Origin of the sequence: Arthrobacter sp. FW306-2-2C-D06B, assembly GCF_021789175.1 — a bacterium.
GTDB lineage: Bacteria > Actinomycetota > Actinomycetes > Actinomycetales > Micrococcaceae > Arthrobacter.
This window is the reverse complement of record NZ_CP084560.1, coordinates 1,995,376-2,014,941: the sequence shown is the minus strand read 5'-3', so window position 1 is coordinate 2,014,941 and position 19,566 is coordinate 1,995,376. Positions and strand designations below refer to the sequence as shown.

The following is a 19,566-nucleotide window of genomic DNA, read 5'->3' as shown; positions in this document are numbered from 1 at the left end:
GGCCGTGACTCCCGGCCCGCACGGAATCACGGTTGCATGGAAAGCATGAAACCTGAACGCGCAACAGCCTCCCACCCGGGAGCGATCCTGGCGATCATCCTCGCCAGCTACTTCATGATCCTCCTGGACAACTCTGTCATCTTCACTGCCCTGCCGAGCCTGCAGGCAGAACTGCGGCTGAGCACCGGCGAGCTCTCCTGGGTCCAGGACGCGTACACGCTGGTCTTCGGCGGCCTGCTGCTCCTCGGCTCCCGGGCAGGAGACCTGCTCGGGCGCCGTCGGGTGTTCGTGTTCGGGCTCGTGGTGTTCTCGATCGCCTCGCTGCTGATCGGCGTCGCACCGGAGGGCTGGTGGGCGATCGCCGGCCGCGCGGTCCAGGGTATCGGGGCGGCGATCGTCGCACCCGCCTCACTGTCCCTGCTCACCGCGAGCTTCCCGGAAGGACGTGAGCGCACCCGGGCCGTGGCCCTGTACGGCGCGACCGCGGGGATCGGCGCCAGCCTGGGGCTGGTCATCGGCGGTGCCCTGGCCCACTGGATCTCCTGGCGGGCCGGGTTCTTCGTCAACGTACCGATCGGCGCCGCGATGATCGCCCTCGCTCCCCGGTTCATCCCGGAATCAGGCCGGGCCCGCGGCCGCTTCGACGCATTCGGCGCGCTCAGCGCGACCCTCGGTGTCGGCGCGCTCGTGTTCGGCATCATCAACACCGCCGACGCCGGCTGGAACCCGCCGGTCACGCTCACCGCCGTCACCGCCGGCGTCGTGCTCCTGGTCGTGTTCGTGCTGATCGAACGCAGAGCGGCCCAGCCGATCATGCCGCTGCGCCTGTTCCGGAGCCGCCGCCGCACCGGCGCCTACGTCGCCCGCTTCCTGTACCTCGGAGCCATGATCGCGTTCTTCTTCTTCACCACCCAGTTCATGCAGGAAGTACTCGGCTTCGACCCCCTACAGGCCGGACTCGGATTCCTGCCCATGACAGCAGTGAACTTCGCCGTCGCGATGAGCATCCCCCGGCTCGTTGGCAAGATGCCGGGCTCGCTCCCGCTCCTGGCCGGGATACTGATCACCCTCGCCGGGATGTTCTGGCTCAGCCGGGCCGGCACCGACTCCAGCTATCTGACCGGGGTGGCCCTGCCGATGATCCTCATCGGAGCCGGGCAGGGCCTCGCGTTCGCGCCCCTGACCTCCTTCGGCATCACGGGAGCCCCCGCGTCCGACGCCGGCGCCGCATCCGGGCTCGTGAACACCTTCCATCAGGTGGGCACCTGCCTCGGGCTCGGCATCGCGGTCGCCGCCGCAGCCACCGTCCCGGCGGCGGGTTCCGCCGTCGCGCACCTGGCCGCCCAGGCCAGCACCGCACTCACGACAGGCAGCATCCTCCTGCTCCTGGCACTGGCCGTCACCGCGGCCCTCATCCTGCCCGCCGACCTGGCAGCCCGCCGCACCAGAACACTTCCAGCGGCGCAGCCCATGGCCCTGGCCGAGACCACGCACTGACCCATCAACCCCGCACTTCAACGGGGTACTGACATGCACTCCCACAAGGTCCGTGACCGGTGTTGACTGGAAACCGGCCGACTACCCAGTAAGGAATCCCAACATGCGAGCAACACTGATGTATGGCGCCGGAGACGTACGCGTCGAAACCGTCCCCAACCCCACCATCCAGGAGCCCACCGACGCCATCGTGCGCATCGTCGCCGGCTGCATCTGCGGCAGCGACCTGTGGCCCTACGCCTCCAGGCCGGACTCGGCCGAAGGATCCCGCATGGGCCACGAGTTCGTCGGCATCGTCGAGGAACTCGGCTCCGGGGTGACCGGTCTGGCGATCGGTGATTTTGTCATTGCACCGTTCGTCGCCTCCGACGGCACCTGCGACTTCTGCAAGGAAGGCCTGCAGACATCCTGCCGCCACGGCGCCCACTGGGGCGGGCACGACGACGGCGGCCAGGGCGAATTCGCCCGGGTCCCCCAGGCAGCGGGCACCCTCGTCGTCGTCCCGTCCGGCTTCGATGAGAAGCTGATCCCGTCACTGCTGAGCCTTTCCGATGTCATGTCAACCGGATACCACGCGGCCAAGAAGGCCGGAATCCAGCCGGGCGAGACAGTCACCGTGATCGGCGACGGCGCAGTTGGCCTCTGCGCCGTTCTCTCCGCCAAGCTCATGGGCGCCTCGCGCATCATCCTCATGGGCCGGCACGAGGCCCGCACCGAACTCGGCCGCGAATTCGGTGCGACCGACGTCGTCGCCGGACGCGGCGAAGAGGGCATCGCCAAGGTCAAGGAACTCACCAACGGCGACGGAACCCACGCCGTCCTCGAAGCCGTCGGCCTCAAGCCGGCGATCGAGATGGCGATCGGCGTCGTCCGTGACGGCGGCGTCATCAGCCGGGTCGGTGCCCCTCAGTTCTCCGAGGTACCGCTCGGCTTCCCCGAGTTCATGCGCAACATCACGCTCACCGGTGGCGTCGCACCCGCAAGGGCATACATCGAGGAACTGCTGCCGCTCGTGCTCGACGGCACCATCAACCCTGGCAAGGTCTTCGATCGCACCATCGGCATGGACGACGTTCCTGCTGGCTACAAGGCCATGGCCGACCGCGAAGCGCTCAAAGTACTCGTCCGCCCCTAACGACAACAATGCCGCCCCCGGCCTGGGTGTCTTCCGAAGTGCCCCGGAGCAGACGGCGGCGGCCGTCTAGGCCGCACTGGCGGCCGGAGCGCTTTGCCGTGGTCATCCCCGAAGCCTGAGACCCCAAGACCTAAGACCAAGAGAAGGAACACCATGGAATACCGTCCCCTCGGCCGCACCGGCGTGCAAGTCAGCCCTTTGTGTCTCGGTGCGATGATGTTCGGCCCCTGGGGCAACAACGACATCGCCGATTCCGTCCGCATCATCCACCGCGCCCTTGACGCGGGCATCAACTTCATCGACACCGCAGACGTCTATTCAGGCGGGGCATCCGAGGAAATCGTCGGGCAGGCACTGGACGGCCGGCGTGATGGCGTGTTCCTTGCCACGAAGTTCTTCATGCCCATGAACGAACGCGATCCCAACCAGCGCGGCGGATCCCGCCGCTGGATCATCCGTGAGGTCGAGAACTCCCTTCGACGCCTGGACACCGACTACATCGACCTCTACCAGGTCCACCGGCCCAGCCCCGACACCGACGTCGAAGAAACCCTCGGAGCCCTCACCGACCTCGTCCGCCAAGGCAAAGTCCGGTACATCGGCTCCTCCTCCTACTCCGGATCCCAGATCGTCGAAGCCCAGTGGGCATCGAGGGAACGGAACCTGGAGCGGTTCGTCACCGAGCAGCCGCCGTATTCGATCCTGGTCCGCGGCATCGAAGAAGACATCCTTCCCACTGTCCAACGACACGGCATGGGCACCCTCACCTACAGCCCGCTCAGCGGCGGCTGGCTCTCCGGACGCTGGCGCAAAAACTCCGCGTCCGCACCCACCTCTGCAGCCCGCCCTAGCGCCCGGTTCGACATGGGCAGCCTGGCCAACCAGCGAAAACTCGACATCGTCGAAGACTTGGCCCAGCTCGCCGAACAAGCCGGTATGACGCTCATCGAGCTGGCCATCGCGTTCGTGATCAACCACCCCGGCGTCACGGCCGCCATCGTCGGCCCACGCACCATGGAACAGCTCGAGTCCTACCTGCCCGCCGCGGACATCACCCTGAGCACAGACGTGCTGGACCGCATCGACCAACTCGTCGCACCCGGAGTCACCGTCAACACCGACGACAACAGCTACGGAACCCACGAACTCACGCCGCAGGCCCGACGACGGCGGCAGCCGTGACGGCGGAGGCGGAGCTAAAAATGCTCCATGAAGCCCTGTGTGAGGCGATGGTGGCCGGAGACCTGGCCGAACTGGACAGCATCCTCTCCGAAGACTTCACCCTTAAGCACATGACCGGATACGTGCAGTCGAAAGCGGAATGGCTTGAGGCGATCGGGTCCGGCGAGATGCAGTACCACCGGACGGACACGGTCGAGGCCACCCTCGGCACCGAGGGGACCATGCCCGCACTGACCGCCAGAACCCTTACCGACGCCACGATCTGGGGTTCCAGGGCAACGTGGCGCCTGACGCTGCGCTCCTGGTTCGACCCCCGCGGAGACGACTGGGTCATAGCCCGCACCGTCGCATCAACATGGTAACAAGACACCGGCAGACCGCCTTCGGACGGGAGCCAACGAACACATATATAGAGAGGAAGTGTGATGGAGGGCCTGGAGACCGTCGTCCTCCTGGGTATCGCAGTGCTCGCGGGCGCGATCCTGGCTCCTCGGCTCCGTCTCGCCGCGCCCTTGCTGCTGCTGGTCTTGGGCCTTGCCCTTGGCTTCATCCCCCAGCTGCGACAGATCAAGCTTCCACCGGAGACGGTGCTGCTGATCTTCCTGCCGGTCATGCTGTTCTGGGAGAGCCTGACCACCTCGCTCCGCTCCATCCGGCGGGACCTGCGCGGCATCGTTCTGCTCAGCACTCTGCTGGTCGTTGCCTCCGCTCTCGCCGTGGCGGGCGTGGCTCACCTCCTCGGTCTGCCATGGAATGCTGCCTTGATCCTCGGGGCGGCGCTGGCTCCTCCGGACGCGACAGCCGTCTCGGCTCTGGGTCGGATGCTGCCGCGTCGGAACTTCATGCTGCTCAAGGCCGAGAGCCTCACCAATGACGGAACAGCCTTGGTGCTGTACGCCATCGCCCTGGGTGCGACACTTGGCGGCAGCTACACGCCGGCCGACATCGCTGGCCTGTTCGCCCTCTCCTATGTTGGCGGGGCGGTCGCTGGCATCTTGGTCGCCGGCGCCGCCTACCTTTTGCTGGTCCGGGTGCGCGATCCGCTCATCATCAACATCGGCCTGCTGATCACTCCGTTTGCTGCGTTCCTGCTCGCTGAAGGAGTTGGAGCCTCAGGCGTGCTGGCAGTTGTTGTCGCCGGGTTGATCATCTCCTTCACCTCCAGCCGCATCAGCACGGCAGCATCACGCCGCCAGACCGAGTCGGCGTGGCCGCTCGGTTCCTACCTTTTGAATGGTGCCCTGTTCGTCCTCATCGGCCTCCAAGTGCAGGCCGCGGTCCACGAGATCGACCCCCGCGATGTGGGCAGCCTGGTGCTGTCCACCGTGGCCGTGTGGCTGGCGCTCATCATCATCCGGTTCGTGTTCCAAACCCTCAGCATCACCGCCATCCGGGCCCTGGACCGGCGCCCCTCCCAACGCCAGCGCCGAATGAGCTACCGGGCCCGGGTCGTCAGCTCCATTGCCGGCTTCCGCGGGGCAGTGTCCCTCGCGATCGCTTTGTCCGTGCCGTCGGCGCTCAACGACGGCAGCCCGCTCCCGGGACGCGACGACATCATCTTCATCAGCGCCGGCGTGATCGTGTTGACCATGCTCGTCCAAGGACCCCTGTTGCCCGCGGTAGTCCGTTGGGCCAGGCTTCCCGAGGAGCCCGAGGAGGAGGAACTCCGCCTGGCCGAACTGGCCATCGCTTCCGCCGCCGTCTCCGCCGTCGACGAACTCGCCCACGAGCTCCGGACCAGCTCAGATGTGCACGGCCGCCTCGCAGACGAGTATCGATCCCACCTGGCGGTCTCACAGGCACTGAAAGCCAGTTCCGATCCGGCGGCAACTACCCAGTGGCACCAGGAAGAAACAGCGCTCCGCCAGGCCGTGCTCGACAGGAAGCGAGAAGTGCTCCTGGACCTCCGCCTCGCCGGCACGGTCGATGACACGGTCGCCCGGCGACTTCAAACCAGGCCCGACGTCGAAGAACAACGCCCCACCGGCGTCGAAGACATCGACTGACAGTCTTCCGAACAACCAACCACGTCCATGACCAATCAAGAGAAGGAACACCATGACTGACCAACCCAAGCAAATCGGAGGTGGCCGGAAGATGTTCGGCGACTTCGCCCCCAAGCTCGCCGAACTCACCGACGACGTGCTCTTCGAGGACGTCTGGAACCGGCCCGAACTGAGCGCACGCGACCGCAGCCTCATCACCGTGGCCGTGCTCACCGCCGGAGGGAACACCGGGCAACTGGGATTCCACCTCGGCCGCGCCCTCGAGAACCGCGTGACCCAGGAGGAACTCATCGAAGCCATCACCCACGTCACGTTCTACGCAGGCTGGCCCAAGGGCATGTCCGCGATGGGCGTCGCTAAGCAACTCTTCACAGACAACAACTAAGGACGACCATGAACATCGAACCCACCGTGCCGACCACCAAGAACCCGGCCGCCCAGTTCGCCGGCGACGTCTGGCTCGACCCGATCGCACTGCCACATGAAAGCGACCAGCCGATGGTCGTCGCGACCGTCCGGTTCGCGCCCGGTGCCCGCACCGCCTGGCACTCCCACGAACACGGCCAATACCTCCGCGTCACCCAGGGCGTCGGCCGTTTCGGTACCCGGGACGGGAAGATCATCGAGGTCCACCCCGGCCAGACGCTCTACACCCCGCCCGGTGAGGAGCACTGGCACGCCGCCGCCCCAGGCTGCTTCATGGAACACATCGCCATGCTCCAAAACGGCGAAGACCCATCCAAGACCACCACCTGGGCTGAGCGCATCACCGACGACGAATACAACGGTCGCTGACCACCGGAGGCAATTCATCAGCCCTTGACGTCGAAGGGGTGCGTTTCCATGGAATTCGGTTGATTATTCCTTCAGGTGATGGCGGGGGCGTGCCTTCATTCAGGGACGCCCCGAGTTCCTTCTGCCGATCCGCGCCCGCGGTCCCATGAGCTGGTGGCGGGGCAGTGGTTGATCGAAGCACCAGCCGGGGCGTGACCAGGGTGGACACCGGCCAGGTTCTGCCTTTGATGCGTTCCAGGAGCAGTGTTGCGGCCAGGGACCCCATTTCCGTGCCGGCCTGGTCGATGGTGGTCAGGGAGAGCGGATGCATGGATGACATGGGTATGTTGTCGTAGCCCACTATTGAGATATCGCCCGGAACACTCCAGTTGGCGCGGGAGAAATCCTCCATTGCCCCCAATGCCGGCATGTCGGATCCCGCATGGATGGCGGTGGGTGCCTGCGGGTAGTCGAGGATCAATTCCGCTGCCCGCTGGCCTCCTTCCCGGCTCCATCTGGCCTCAATTACGTCGATGTCGTCTTGAAGTCCGTTCCGAACCATCGCTTCGATGTAGCCCTGCGCCCGGACTTCCTGCGGCATGCCCGGCTGGTTCTTCTCGTCCCCGAGGTGTTTCAGGTGGGCGATCCTGCGGTGGCCGAGGGAAACCAGATGGTCCACGATGTGCCCGCTGCCGGCGATGTCATCACTGGCCACCGTGTCGTAGTTCCTGCCCGGACCATGGCGCACGAGGACGACGGTGGGCGTTGTCCTGCCGACTTCCTCAAGCCACTCTGCCGGACCGAAAGGGGCGATGAGGACCAAGCCGTCCATGCGGCGGTCCACCATGGCCTCGATCAACCGTCGCTGGGCGTCGAGTCCGGACCGGGCCTGGCCGATGAAGACCTGGTATCCCTGGGCTTCGGCGGTATCGCGGATGCCGTCAATGAGCACGCTGAAGAAGGTGTTACGCAGGTCCACGAGAAATACTCCGAGGGTGTAGCCGCGCCCGCGCATTCCCCGGGCCATCGCGGAAGGGCGATAGCCCAAGGCCTCCATCGCAGCCTCGACCTTGGCACGCATCGCGTCGCTGAGACCGTATCCATCGTTAAGGACCTTTGAGACCGCAGCCTGCGACACCCCGGCGTGCCGGGCGACGTCGGCAACTGCGGGTAAGTATCAGCGCCGTGCGCACATGTGGGCACCCTTCCGACCGAGGACTAGTTGGTGTCGTTCCGCCCGAACCACGCAGGAAGTGTTGCGTCATGCCGCGCCACGACACTGCCATTAATAGCCAGAAGAATCTTCGCTGTTTGTCATTTCTGATGCTCGATTATTGCTGGGCTGGTCCTGCGCGCAACCAGGCCGCCACGCGCCGGACCCAATCCAAAACTTCGGTCGGCGCTCCTTCGTCACTTATTTCCTCGCGAATTTTTGGATTGTTTCCGGTTCCCCAAGTTGCACTCCGGCCCCTCATGCCCAGCAGCGGTCCCCGTATCAGAACGATGCAGGAACCTAACTGCCACGGCCAACGTCGGCCATGACTGAAAGAGAAAGACCTGGAAACCCTCACGATAAAAACCCTGTCGATGTCCTCAGTTTCATCGGCCACACCCTCGGCTTCTGGCCGCAGGAACGCCTGGGTTTCCACCACCTGGACATCAACCACATCGGCGTGACCCTTGATGTGGCTCTTCCCAAGCACGGCGGCGGGGATCGTGCTTCTGCGCCAACAGTTCTCGGCCGCTCCAAGAGCCGACCAGCCCAAACCATACGCACAGGTCATCGCCGCCCTGACCGGTGCACTCGCCGCGCGACAACATGCAGTGTTCGGTCCGGCGAGCCAGCAGCGCACCGACTGTAGGCGGGGACCTCAGTAGCTCGGATGTCGTGACACGACCGGCGATGGCCACGACGTTGTCAAGTTACTATCGTGCAGAACCGCCCTCGACGGCCGTTTTGATGAAACCTCCGCAGATGACGCGTGAGAGTTCCTGCTGATCGTCAGCATAGAGAGACGCCTCGCTGGCCCAGCGCTTCAATTCCGCCTCGCTCGCGGCCGCGGGGCCGGACTCGCGCAGCAGCCCCAACCACTCGTCCATCTCAGCGGGGTCAACTTCCGGATGGAACTGTACGCCCCAAGCGCGCTTGTCGTTCATCCGGAATGCCTGAAGCGCGGTTGTGCTCCGACCCAGAGGAGTTGCGTCCGGCGGGCATCCGAACTCGTACGCGTGCCAGACGAGCGTGCGAAAGGTCTTGGGCAGACGGCTGAAGATGGGATCGTCGCATGCTTCATCGTCGACCCCGACATCGCCCCAACCGCGGCGGCGCACCGCAGCCGGGCCGACCTTGCCGCCGGTGATCTCAGCGAGCAGTTGGGCCCCGAGACACACACCCATGAGCGGCAGGTCAAGGGCCAGCGCCTGGCGCATGTACGACTTCTCGTCGACAAGCCAAGGGTGGATATCCTCCTCATCGACCTGGGGGGATCCGCCGAAGACGATCAGTGCGGCGTAGGTCTCGAGGGGGCGGTCAGGAAGATCGCCGACTGTGAAGTTGGCGATCTCGAATTCATATCCGTGATCATTCACAACGTTGGCGAAGTAGCCCGGGCTCGCCCCTTCTTTGTGTACAAGTCCGAGGATCGTTTTCCCGGAATCTGCGCGCGGTTGTTGATTCGACATAACCTTTATCCGTTCTGGGATGACATCGCATCCCTCCTCACGAGCGTCGTCGGCGACGGCTGAATGACTCAATTTGTTTGGAAACCTGTCTGTGTGTCGAACGATATGAGCGAGCGGGGCGTCCACGCCCGTCGCAGTTGTGTCAGTCCCGTACCCGGATAGCATCCGGACCGGCCAGGATCGCGCGCAGGCTGGCGTGGTCGTTATCGGGCTTCGGTGTGGGCTGCTCATATGGGGTGTGCGGGAAAGCACTATTCCAGATTTGCTCAAGTTCACCGGACTCACGGACGGTTCGCAGTGCCCCGTTGAGCGCGGACCTCAGCGCCGAATCCTTGCGCACTGCGATTCCGTAGGGGTTGTGGGTCTTGACCGTGAAGGCGATTCGGTAGCCCTTCGCCACATATTGCTCGAGGAATAGCTCGTCGTCGACGAGCGCATCGATGCGTCCAAGAAGAACGTCGTCAACCATAGTGTGGAAGTCCTCCACGCTGGGTGCGTAGGGAACGACCTCGGCGCCCGGAATCGCCTCGGCCAATGTTAGGTTTGTCGTCTGGCGAACGGCTCCTACCCGAAGGCCAACCAGGTCAGGAAGGCCCCGGACCGGGCTATCCTTTGCCACGAGAATCGCCTCGTGGAACACGCCGTAGGGTTCGGTGAAGTCCGCCTTCTCAAGTCGCTCGGGAGTGATCGCCTGATTGTAGAAGACCCCATCAATCCGGCCGTCTTCGAGTGAGGGATACAGATCAGTCCATTCGAGCGTCTTCCATCGCACACCGACTCCGAGCTGGCGGCCGATCGCTTCCGCGACAGCCGGCTCGAAGCCCGAGCGTTCACCATCGCTCCCGATCAGTTGGGTCGGCCCGCTACCCGAACACCCGCCGAACGTCAGGTAGTCGTCGTGTACGAGGTTCATGTCTCCAAAAAGTTTCCCTGCCACGTGATTCCTTTCCTATGTCAAAATTTATGTTTGAAATTTACGAATTCCGGCGAATTGCGATCGCATTCCTCAACAACCCAGGCTGGCTCGCCGATGTACGTGGCGTCGAGCACAGTACTGCTGTTCAACCAACGACCGCCACATCCGCGGATCAACTAAAAGCCCGGATCACGAACGCTGCCCAATAACGCAGGACAAACATCAAGGCTTCAACCCAACGATGGGCCCCGAGACAGCCAAAATGAGAAGTGGACGGGCACCTGCAGAGTCCCCACCCACTTCTCATTTCCGGACAGTGGCGGTGACGGATCAGTTGACTGCGATCCAAACATGCTTCATCCGCGTGTACTCCTCCAGACCGTAGGCCGAGGAGTCTGTACCGTAGCCAGAGTCCTTGAACCCGCCGTTGGGCATCTCGGGGACGCTTGACAAGTGGTCGTTGACCCACACCTGCCCGAAGTCGAGACGCTGGACCGCGCTCATGGCGCGACCGATGTCCCGCGTCCAGATCGAGCCCGACAATCCGTATTTGACGTCGTTGGCATAGGTAATGGCTTGCTCTGGCGAAGAGACGCGCTGGACTGTGACCACCGGTCCGAAGATCTCGTCCTGCACCATTTCGTCACGCTGATCGAGACCAGCGACCAGCGTGGGCTGGACGAAGAAGCCCTTGTCGCCGATGGCGCCACCGCCGGTCAGGATCTCGCCACGGGTGCGTCCCAGGTAGCCGAGCACCCGCTGCTGATGCGCAGCCGACACCAACGGCCCCATTTCGATCTCGGGTCCGCTTGCCGGATCGCCCACGCGGATGGACTCGATGGTCGGCACGAGTGCCTCAAGTACCTTCTCGAATACGCCTTCCTGGGCGATCACCCGGCATGCGGCCGTACAGGCCTGCCCGGAATTCACGAAGGAGACGAAACGCAGCCGTGCGACAAGCGCGTCGACATCTGCGTCGTCGAGGACGATCACCGGCGCATTGCCACCGAGTTCCATCGAGACGCGCTTCAAATTGCCGGCGGCAGCGCGGGCCACGTTGCGTCCGGTTTCGCTCCCTCCCGTGAACGAGACCATGCTGATTCCACGATGGCCGGCGATTCCCGCACCGAGAGAACCGAGACCTGTCAAGACGTTCACCACGCCGGGCGGAAAGATCTCGCTGGCAAGCTGGGCGAATTTGAGCGTCGACAGTGGTGTGATCTCCGACGGCTTGAAGACGACGACGTTGCCTGCACCCAGGGCAGGAGCAATCTTGAACGCCGCAATCATTAGAGGGAAGTTCCACGCGCTGATCAGGCCGACAACGCCGAGGGGCTCGCGTCGCAACATCGAGGTGTAGTTCTCGCGGTAGTCACCGGCAGCGACACCGCCGAGATTGCGCGCAACTCCGGCGAAGAACCGGAAAATGTCCACAGCCTCTTCCACCTCACCGCGGGCTTGGGCCATGGTCTTGCCTACATCGAGGGACTCAATCGCCGCGAACTCCTCGATCCGCTCTTCAAGCGCATCGGCCAACCGCAGAAGGAGGATCGACCGCTCGCGAGGGGTTGTGCGGGACCAGCGTTCGAACGCCTTCCTGCCAGCTTCGACGGCCAGGTCGAGGTCGGCGAGGCCAGCGCGCGGCACCCGCGCAATCACGTCACCGGTCGCCGGATTGAGGACCTCGTCCTCCTCGCCGCTGGATGCGCGGACGAAGGTGCCGCCAATCAGGTTGTCAAATTGCAACGCAGCTGTGGCGCTGTCCTGTGCAGAAATCATTGATGTGTTCCTCTTGTAGTTCTGGCTGTTGCTCGGGCCGGCCTCATCGGACCATGGGGACCATCTGCATGGCGTCCCTCATCTCGACCTGTCGAGACGCAGGCAGATTGATCGAGATACTGCCGCACACCTGAGGTCCGGCATGGTAAATCGCGAGTAGGCCGCCGCGAAGGTTCGCAGGATCACCGGACTCGATCACGACACGATCAGCAATCGCCGGGACGCCGATACTTTGTATGCGCAACTCGCCTTGGTCACTCCAGAACGACGGCATTGGAACAAAGTCGGCGCAGTCCGGTTCGAGCCCTTGGAGCTCACGGTGCAGAGTCAGAGCAGCTTGCTTGGCGGTGTCGTTCGACATCGTCCAGTGCTCCACACGCCTCGGGATGTTTCCGAACCGCGGGTTGGGGAACCGCGCCACGTCGCCCGCGGCAACGGCAGCCCGGAATCCGACGACGCGCAGGCTGTTGTCGCACAATACGCCGTCGCTAAGGTCCAACGCGCCGGTGCCTGCGAGCCATTCGACGTTCGGAACCGAGCCGACGGACTCGACAACAACATCTGCCGCAAGCACTTCCCCACTGTCAAGCACCACGCCGGTGACACGCTGGTCACCCTTGAACGCGACCACCGACGAACCGACACGGAACTCGATACCCGCCTGCTCGTGGTGTCGTTGGACTGCCAGGCCCAACTCTTCGCCGACGACCCGAAGCATCGGTCGTGCGGTCGGTTCGACCACTGTTACGGTGGCTCCAATGCCGCTAAGAGTGACAGCGGCCTCGCAGCCGATGAACCCTGCGCCGACGACGACGACCCGGGTACCGGGTCCGACCTCGGATCGCAGACCGATGCAGTCCTCAATTGTACGTAGCACGTGCCGGCCGGCCGTTGGCCCAGCCGCGCCGATCCTGCGCGGGCGAAGACCGGTAGCGACGACGAGACCGTCGAAGGCGATCGATTCCCCGTCGCGTGTGGTCACCGTGCGGTTTTCGAAATCGGCCATCACTGCTGCGCAGGCCAGCCGGATATCGACATCAGCGGTGGCTGCCTTGCGCGGGAACGCCAGACGGGCATGAATGTCCTCGACCGTCAGGTTCTCCGGCGCCGCGAGCATTTCCTTGGACAGTGGCGGCCGGTTGTACGGACCCTGGGGTTCTTTGCCTAGGACAGTTATCGGGCCGTCGTGGCCCACCTTGCGCAACTGCTCAGCCGCTCGCAGGCCAGCGATGGACGCCCCTACGACGACGATGTGTGCTGTCATGTTACTCGCCAATGAGGATGGCTGCGACGGGGCACCCGTCCGCGGCCTCTTCTACGTAATCCAACTGCGAGTCGTCGGGATCTCCCTCGTAAACCAACTTGCCGTCAGCGTCCATTTGGAAGACCACGGGCGCTGCGATCGCGCAAAGGCCATGATCCTGGCACCGGTCGAGATCAACTTTCACGTGCATGCTATTGCTCCTTGTAGTGATGCTGCCGTCAGCGGACAGCGGTGAATGTGATGGGGAGTTTCGTCGGGCCAGTGTTGCCCGAGTCGGGGAGCCAACCGTCGCCGGTCTTCGGACGCAGGTCGCGCAGACGACTCGATAGGGCAACCAACGCTTCGCCCATGTCGCTACGGGCCACGAAGTGACCCAGACAGTGGTGCACGCCGCCACCGAAGCCGAAATGCGGCTTTCGCTCGGCGGTGATGTCGAACTCCGGCTCTTCGAATGAACGGGTATCGGTGCCGGCGGACTCGTTGATCATGTGAATCGTTGTGCCTTCCTCGATGACCAGGCCCTGGAATTCGAAGGTTTCGACCGCCTGACGAGTTACCCACCGGGTCGTCGGGTTCACGCGCATAACCTCCTCGACGGCCGCACGGGCCAACTCGGGCTGCTCGCCCAGCAGGTTCCACTGGTCGGGGTATTCCAAGAAGGTCTGCATCGCGAGACCGAGTTGGTTGCGAGTCGTGTCGTACCCGCCCAGCACCAGAAGCGCCAGAACGTCGCGCAGCTCGTTGGCGGTGAGGCCGTTCGGTTCCTTCGACGATGCCACGAGGGAACTCACGAAGTCTCCCCGGTCGTTAGCCCGTCGATCCGCGATGATGGTGTCGGCGTACCCCTGCAGGCGGCCCAGAGCGGCCTCGATCTTCGGAAGGTCCTGCTTGACCGTAACGCCCAGGGACAGCCCGAGGGTCGTGGCATCCTCTGCGATGATCGGCCATTCCTCCTCGGGGATCCCCAGAAGGATCGAGATGGCCCGCGCCACGTAGGGATCGGCGAACTCGGAAACGAAGTCGAAGCTTCCGTTGTCGGCGAAGGAATCAATGACTTCATTCGCAAGGGCACTGAACCGTGGGGCGAGGGGCGCGACGACCTTCTGAGTGAACGATGGGTTCAGGAGCCGGCGCAGTCGATGGTGGGCCTCGCCCTCATGGTGGAGGATCCAGCTAGCCCACCACTCGGCCAGCGGCCCGTCATGGATGCCGTTGAGCGCCATCCATGAACCACTGCCCTGACGCAGTTTGGGGTGCTTGATGAGCCGTGTGAGCTCGTCATACCGGAGGATGGCCAGCCCGTAGTTCGTTTCCGCATACCACGAGCGCTCACGCGCCTGATGGACTTCGTCGGAGGTGATCGCGAAGTCGGGGTCCAACATGTCGAAATACGGAACGTCAGTGGTTGCAGAGCTCATGCGTGTCTCCTGATATAGCGAAGATTTTATAGATTTATCATGTAATTTTAGATGTTCAGACTCAATAGTTCAGTTGGGTAACTTTTGAGCCGGCGGGGCCGAGACCCCTTTGGGCAAAAAGGACGTTTGGACGCCGCCTACGCGCGGCTACTGACGACCAATCCGTGCATACGTGTCCGGTTTGGCTTTGCGCAGGTACAGCGCGTACAGCAGGCCTCCTACGATGGCGACATAGAGAGTGCCCTGCATCACTAGAACGACGGCGCTATTGTCCCCGACGAACAGGGAAAACTGCGTGCTGGCCATGAAAAGCAACACGCCAAGGGTCACGAGACTCACTGCAGGCAGGACTACCATCTTGGGCCACGACCATCCCTCGCCTCCACGACGCCGAAGGAAGTAGGTGAGGACGGCCACGTTCACCAGGAACATCGTCGTCAGGATGCCTAGCGCCAGGCCTCCCGCGAACCAGACGTAGATATCGTCAGCGCTGAACCCGAACGGCGCCAGTACCAGCAGAAGCACTGTCGCGACCACACCGAGGGCGGCAGCCGCACGGTGCGGGGAACCGATTCGGGCGTGCGGGGTACCCAGACTGCGCGGGAAGATCCCGTCCGCACCCAACGAGTATGCGTAGCGGATGGCGACGTTGCAGAGGGCCAGCAACGAGGCCAGCGCACTGCCCAGTAGCAAGAGTGTGGCGACCTCGCCAACCACGGGACTGGTGTGCATCGCGAGTCCCGTGGCGAATGAACCCGACAAATCGCTGGTCAGCTGTTGGACAACATTATCGACGCCGAACATCACGATCGTGGCCCAAGCCGCCGCAGCGTACAACACTGCGATCAGCACCACGACAAGGTAGGTAGCGCGCGGGATCGTGCGCTCCGGATCGCGAACTTCTTCACGGAATATGGTGGTAGCCTCGAAGCCGAGAAACATGCTGATCGCGAACAGGGCGCCGACGGCGATCGAGCCGGACGAAGTAAATGCCTGCCACGTGAACGGTTCCGTGGTGAGCCCATTGGGACCGCCGTTGATGAGCGCGATGACGATAAACACCAGGACGACTATGAGTTCAACGGCGACATAGACCCCGAGGAGGCGAGCCGAGAAGTCGATGCCCCGTGAGACCAGCACGACGCAAAGCAGCGTAGCAATGACCGCCCAAACCCACCACGGGAAAATGCCTAGGTAATGGGCAACTTGGGCGCCAGCAAATGCGCTAACGGCGACCACGCCGAAGAAGTACGTGACCAAAGCAAGCATGCCCGCGGCGAGGCCGAACTCACGGCCGAGACCAGCGGTGATGTAGGCATAGAACGCCCCTGGGTTCTTGACCGCTCGAACGAGTTGCAAATAGCCGACAGAGAACAGCGCAAGCACGGCACCGGTGACCAAGATCGTCAGCGCGGCGCCAATACCGTTGCCGGCGATGACGACGGTCGCGACGCCGGCTGAAGCGCCGAACATCGGTGCGATGACCGCGAGGACTTGCGCCACCACACCCCACACGCCAAGATTTCCCTTTAGACCTTTGGGGAGCTGTGTTTTCGGCTCGGCTTCCTTCAGCTCTGAAACTTCCGGATTTAACATCGAGTTTCTCCTTATTCTGGCGTCCTCGACGGACGACGGGATTGGATAAATATTTCGAACGTAAAGGTGTCGATGTGGTCCGCTTGGATCCAGCGGTCTGGCGTAGTTGAGAGACCAGACCGGAGTCAGCTCCCCCGAACGGACCGAACCGACGGGCTCAGCCGAGTTCTGCCAGCTTGATCCGGAGGACGTCGTCCACGATGCTAACGATGTCGTCCACGTCTTGCTCGCTTGAGACAAGCGTCGGGGCGAACTGGATGATGGGTGCCCCGCGGTGAATCGCACGGCACACGAGACCCCGGTCAAATAGCATTCCTGGAACCTCCCTCGACCACTTCAACAACGTCTCAGCGGGGAGGGACTCCTTCGTTTTCTGGTCCTTGACCAACTCGATCGCCTGGAAGAAGCCCGCGCCGCGGACATCGCCGACGATCGGGATGTCATAGAGTCCTTCAAGTCCAGCGCGCAGGCGCGCGCCGAGCTCGGTGGCGCGGCCGCACAGGTTTTCGTTCTCGATGATCTCGATGTTCGCGAGACCAGCCGCCGCGGCTACCGGATGGCCTCCAAACGTCAGGCCGTGTTCGAAAACGGCACCCCGGCTGAGGAACGGCTCCACTACGTGATCACCGGCGATCACGGCACCCATGGGAATGTAGGCGGAGGTGATCGCCTTGGCGGTGGTGATGATGTCCGGCTGGTAGCCGAGAGCTGCGGACCCGAAGAAGGCCCCTGTCCGTCCCCAGGCGCAGATCGTCTCGTCCGAGATAAGCAGCACATCGTTGGCATCGCAGATCTCGCGCAGCCGCTGGAAGTAGATCGGATCTGCAGGTAGGCAACCGCCGGAGTTCTGCACCGGCTCCACGATGATCGCGGCAATAGTGTTGGCTCCTTCGGCCTTGATGATGTCGGCAACCGCATTCGCGCAATCGAGGGCATGCTGTTCGGGGCCGACGGTCGCCCGGTAGTTATCGACCTTGGGCGCATGCAAGACGCCCGGCACGAGCGGGAGGAAGGGCTCCTGCATGCTCGGGATTCCGGTGATCGACAGCGCGCCCATCGTCGTCCCATGGTAGGCACCGGTCCGGCCGATGATCTTGGTCTTCCCCTCGTGGCCGCGCAGACGGTGGTACTGGCGTGCAAGCTTCCACGCTGACTCGACAGACTCCGAACCGCCGGAGGTAAAGAACACCCGGTTGAGATTGCCGGGCGCTAATTCGGCGACCCTCTCTGCCAGCTTGACAGCCGGAGGGGTCGCGTAGTTCCAGACCGGGAAGTACTCGAGATCCTTGAGCTGATTATGGACAGCATCCGCGATCTCACGCCTTCCGTGTCCTGCATTGACGCAGTAAAGCGATGCAAGGCCGTCGATGTAACGACGCCCGCGATCGTCCCAAACGTAGGCGCCCTCGCCTTTCACCACGGTCGGGATCTCACGATCCTCGTAAGAGGACATGTCGGCAAAGTGCATCCAGAGATGGCGATGTGCGGCCGCCTGGAGTGTCGGTAACGATTCAGTACGCAGTGTTTCGGTCATCATGTGTCGCTCCTTCATAGTCTTTGGCAACGCGCGGCGATGCCCACGCCAAGTCGGGTCCCCTACCGGACACCTGGTTTCAAGTTTTTGCTGACTTCGTTGCTCGGGATCGAAGTCTCTGCAATCGAGGGCCCGATTACGGCTCCGCAAATACGATGGCGGAGCCGCAATCATCTGCCCTACGGGACGTAGTTGAGGTAGTTATCGAAGTCCCAGCTTGTGATCGCACCGCAGAAGCGCATCCACTCATCCCTCTTGGCATCAACAAAACTCTCACGAAGTGACGGACTCAATGCGGACGAAATCACCTCATCGGACTCGAACGCGTCGAGCGCCTCACCGAGCGTCATAGGCAGCGCAGGGAAGTCAAACGTTCCGTCCCTGGATACCCCGTCTTGTGCTGGCCCGGGGTCGATTTTGTTCTCCCAGCCATCCCGTACCGCAGCGAGAATCGCTAGGTGCGAGAGGTAGGGGTTCGTACTCGCATCGGGGCTCCGAACTTCGACGCGGCCCGGAACGACGCGGAAGGCACAGGCCCGGTTGTCATATCCCCAGTTCGTTTCGGTCGGCGACCAATTCGAATCAAGGAAGCGCTTGTAGGAATTCACTGTCGGGGCGAGGAGCGCCATCATTCCCCGAGCATGCGCCAGAAGTCCGCCGACTGCGTGGAGTCCAACATCGTTGAGGTTACGCCGCGAAAAGACGTCCGGATCAAGCATGATGTTCTCTCCGTCACGCCAGAAGCTGACATGGTGGTGACAGCCGTTGGCCATGATCCCAGCGACCGGTTTGGGCATAAAGGTGGCGATAATGCCCAGCTCCTTGGCAACCTGCAGGCAGATCTGCCGGAAGGTCACCAGACGATCGGCCGTGGCAAGGAAGTTGTCATGCTGGAAGTTGATCTCTAGTTGTCCGGGGTCCTCGTAGTCCGCCTGAATCATCGTGAATCCCAAAGCAGTGGCGTACTCCGTGACCTTAGTCAGGACGTCCCGCACATCGTCGAGATGACGGACGTGATAAGACGTACCGACATGGGACGGGAAGTGGCTGCGGGAGGCGTCCATCGAATCTGCGTCCTTAAACCAGCTCATCTCCGGCTCGCACCCGCTTGCCGCCTCGATTCCAAGATCGGTTTGCAGATCGTCCAACGCAATTTTGAGCATTGCCCGACAGTCATCGTCGGCCACTTCACCCGGAGCCTCGTCTTCTTCCAACCGTCGGTAATGCGTGCAGAAGACACGTGCGATCCGCGTGTCCCAAGGAAGGATCGCCAGCGTGTCCAGGTCTGGAAGCATGAGACCCTCTTGGGTCGCCGCACCCCCTGAACCGACGGTGCGTCCATCGAGCGTCATATGGTTGCCTCCAGCGACAACATACGCCCAGTTCATGCCCTTCGACGCGGCCTGGACCCAGTACTCAGTCGGCACGACCTTGGCCTGCACTCGGCCCTGCAGGGTGACATACTGCAGGTATACGTGCTTAACGCCCGCCGACCGCAGTTCTTGTTCTATCTCCAAAATCCGAGCTGTACGCTCACTATCGGCATACAACTGGCCAAGGGTGGGAATCGGCAACTTATTTCTCCTTTGTCGGCGACGGGCTACTTCGAGCCCCGTGTCCCCGGCCCTGCCTCCACTTCACTCCCCCAACGTAGAAGTGGACCAGATGCGGGGTCATTTGAAACATACGTACTTTGGCTGATTCGTTGTTGCGAAGTCAGTAAGCCGAAGACTTAAGAACCTATCCTCTAATGTTAGAGGATTATTGTCAATGGCCAATTTAG

18 protein-coding genes are annotated in these 19,566 nt (G+C 62.9%); 7 read left to right on the top strand and 11 right to left on the bottom strand.

Going from position 1 to position 19,566, the window contains the following annotated elements; all coding sequences use genetic code 11:
* The first annotated feature begins 45 nt into the window (after positions 1-45).
* The 7 genes from LFT47_RS09405 (at position 46) to LFT47_RS09375 (ending at position 6,615) form a co-directional block, all read left to right on the top strand.
* Positions 46-1,497: an MFS transporter gene (locus LFT47_RS09405; protein ID WP_236817568.1), complete on the top strand. Its 1,452-nt coding sequence runs from the start codon at positions 46-48 to the stop codon at positions 1,495-1,497.
* A 103-nt stretch (positions 1,498-1,600) separates the two neighbouring features.
* Complete coding sequence (locus LFT47_RS09400) at positions 1,601-2,632, top strand: zinc-dependent alcohol dehydrogenase family protein (RefSeq protein WP_236817566.1); 1,032 nt, start codon at positions 1,601-1,603, stop codon at positions 2,630-2,632.
* A 153-nt stretch (positions 2,633-2,785) separates the two neighbouring features.
* A complete protein-coding gene (locus LFT47_RS09395) occupies positions 2,786-3,814 on the top strand; it encodes an aldo/keto reductase (RefSeq protein WP_236817559.1) in 1,029 nt (342 codons plus the stop codon).
* A gap of 20 nt (positions 3,815-3,834) precedes the next feature.
* A complete protein-coding gene (locus LFT47_RS09390; protein WP_236817553.1) occupies positions 3,835-4,176 on the top strand; it encodes a nuclear transport factor 2 family protein in 342 nt (113 codons plus the stop codon).
* Between the two features lie 63 nt (positions 4,177-4,239).
* Entirely contained in the window at positions 4,240-5,820 is a 1,581-nt protein-coding gene (locus tag LFT47_RS09385) for a Na+/H+ antiporter (RefSeq protein ID WP_236817547.1), read from the top strand.
* 52 nt (positions 5,821-5,872) lie between these two features.
* A complete protein-coding gene (locus LFT47_RS09380) occupies positions 5,873-6,205 on the top strand; it encodes a carboxymuconolactone decarboxylase family protein (RefSeq protein WP_236817545.1) in 333 nt (110 codons plus the stop codon).
* Positions 6,206-6,213: 8 nt separating this feature from the next.
* On the top strand, positions 6,214-6,615 hold the full coding sequence (locus LFT47_RS09375) for a (R)-mandelonitrile lyase (protein ID WP_236817532.1): 402 nt from the start codon (positions 6,214-6,216) through the stop codon (positions 6,613-6,615).
* On the opposite strand, the gene LFT47_RS09370 is transcribed toward LFT47_RS09375, so the two are convergent.
* The 11 genes from LFT47_RS09370 to LFT47_RS09320 all read right to left on the bottom strand — a co-directional run bounded on the left by LFT47_RS09370 (position 6,587) and on the right by LFT47_RS09320 (position 19,357).
* Positions 6,587-7,732: a LacI family DNA-binding transcriptional regulator gene (locus LFT47_RS09370; protein ID WP_236817530.1), complete on the bottom strand. Its 1,146-nt coding sequence runs from the start codon at positions 7,730-7,732 to the stop codon at positions 6,587-6,589. The genes LFT47_RS09375 and LFT47_RS09370 overlap by 29 nt on opposite strands.
* A gap of 193 nt (positions 7,733-7,925) precedes the next feature.
* Complete coding sequence (locus tag LFT47_RS09365) at positions 7,926-8,297, bottom strand: hypothetical protein (RefSeq protein WP_236817528.1); 372 nt, start codon at positions 8,295-8,297, stop codon at positions 7,926-7,928.
* Between the two features lie 223 nt (positions 8,298-8,520).
* Positions 8,521-9,276, bottom strand: coding sequence for a type 1 glutamine amidotransferase (locus LFT47_RS09360; protein WP_236817526.1), 756 nt, complete (start codon positions 9,274-9,276; stop codon positions 8,521-8,523).
* A 142-nt stretch (positions 9,277-9,418) separates the two neighbouring features.
* Entirely contained in the window at positions 9,419-10,213 is a 795-nt protein-coding gene (locus LFT47_RS09355) for a substrate-binding periplasmic protein (protein WP_236817524.1), read from the bottom strand.
* Positions 10,214-10,522: 309 nt separating this feature from the next.
* A complete protein-coding gene (locus LFT47_RS09350; RefSeq protein WP_236817523.1) occupies positions 10,523-11,971 on the bottom strand; it encodes an aldehyde dehydrogenase family protein in 1,449 nt (482 codons plus the stop codon).
* A 43-nt stretch (positions 11,972-12,014) separates the two neighbouring features.
* Positions 12,015-13,235, bottom strand: coding sequence for an NAD(P)/FAD-dependent oxidoreductase (locus tag LFT47_RS09345; protein ID WP_236817521.1), 1,221 nt, complete (start codon positions 13,233-13,235; stop codon positions 12,015-12,017).
* A gap of 1 nt (position 13,236) precedes the next feature.
* Complete coding sequence (locus tag LFT47_RS09340; protein WP_236817519.1) at positions 13,237-13,425, bottom strand: ferredoxin; 189 nt, start codon at positions 13,423-13,425, stop codon at positions 13,237-13,239.
* Positions 13,426-13,453: 28 nt separating this feature from the next.
* Entirely contained in the window at positions 13,454-14,653 is a 1,200-nt protein-coding gene (locus LFT47_RS09335) for a cytochrome P450 (RefSeq protein WP_236817517.1), read from the bottom strand.
* Between the two features lie 147 nt (positions 14,654-14,800).
* Entirely contained in the window at positions 14,801-16,249 is a 1,449-nt protein-coding gene (locus LFT47_RS09330; protein WP_236817510.1) for an APC family permease, read from the bottom strand.
* A 157-nt stretch (positions 16,250-16,406) separates the two neighbouring features.
* Positions 16,407-17,786, bottom strand: a complete 1,380-nt coding sequence (locus LFT47_RS09325; protein ID WP_236817507.1) for an aspartate aminotransferase family protein — start codon at positions 17,784-17,786, stop codon at positions 16,407-16,409.
* 176 nt (positions 17,787-17,962) lie between these two features.
* Complete coding sequence (locus LFT47_RS09320) at positions 17,963-19,357, bottom strand: glutamine synthetase family protein (RefSeq protein WP_236817505.1); 1,395 nt, start codon at positions 19,355-19,357, stop codon at positions 17,963-17,965.
* Positions 19,358-19,566: the final 209 nt, after the last annotated feature.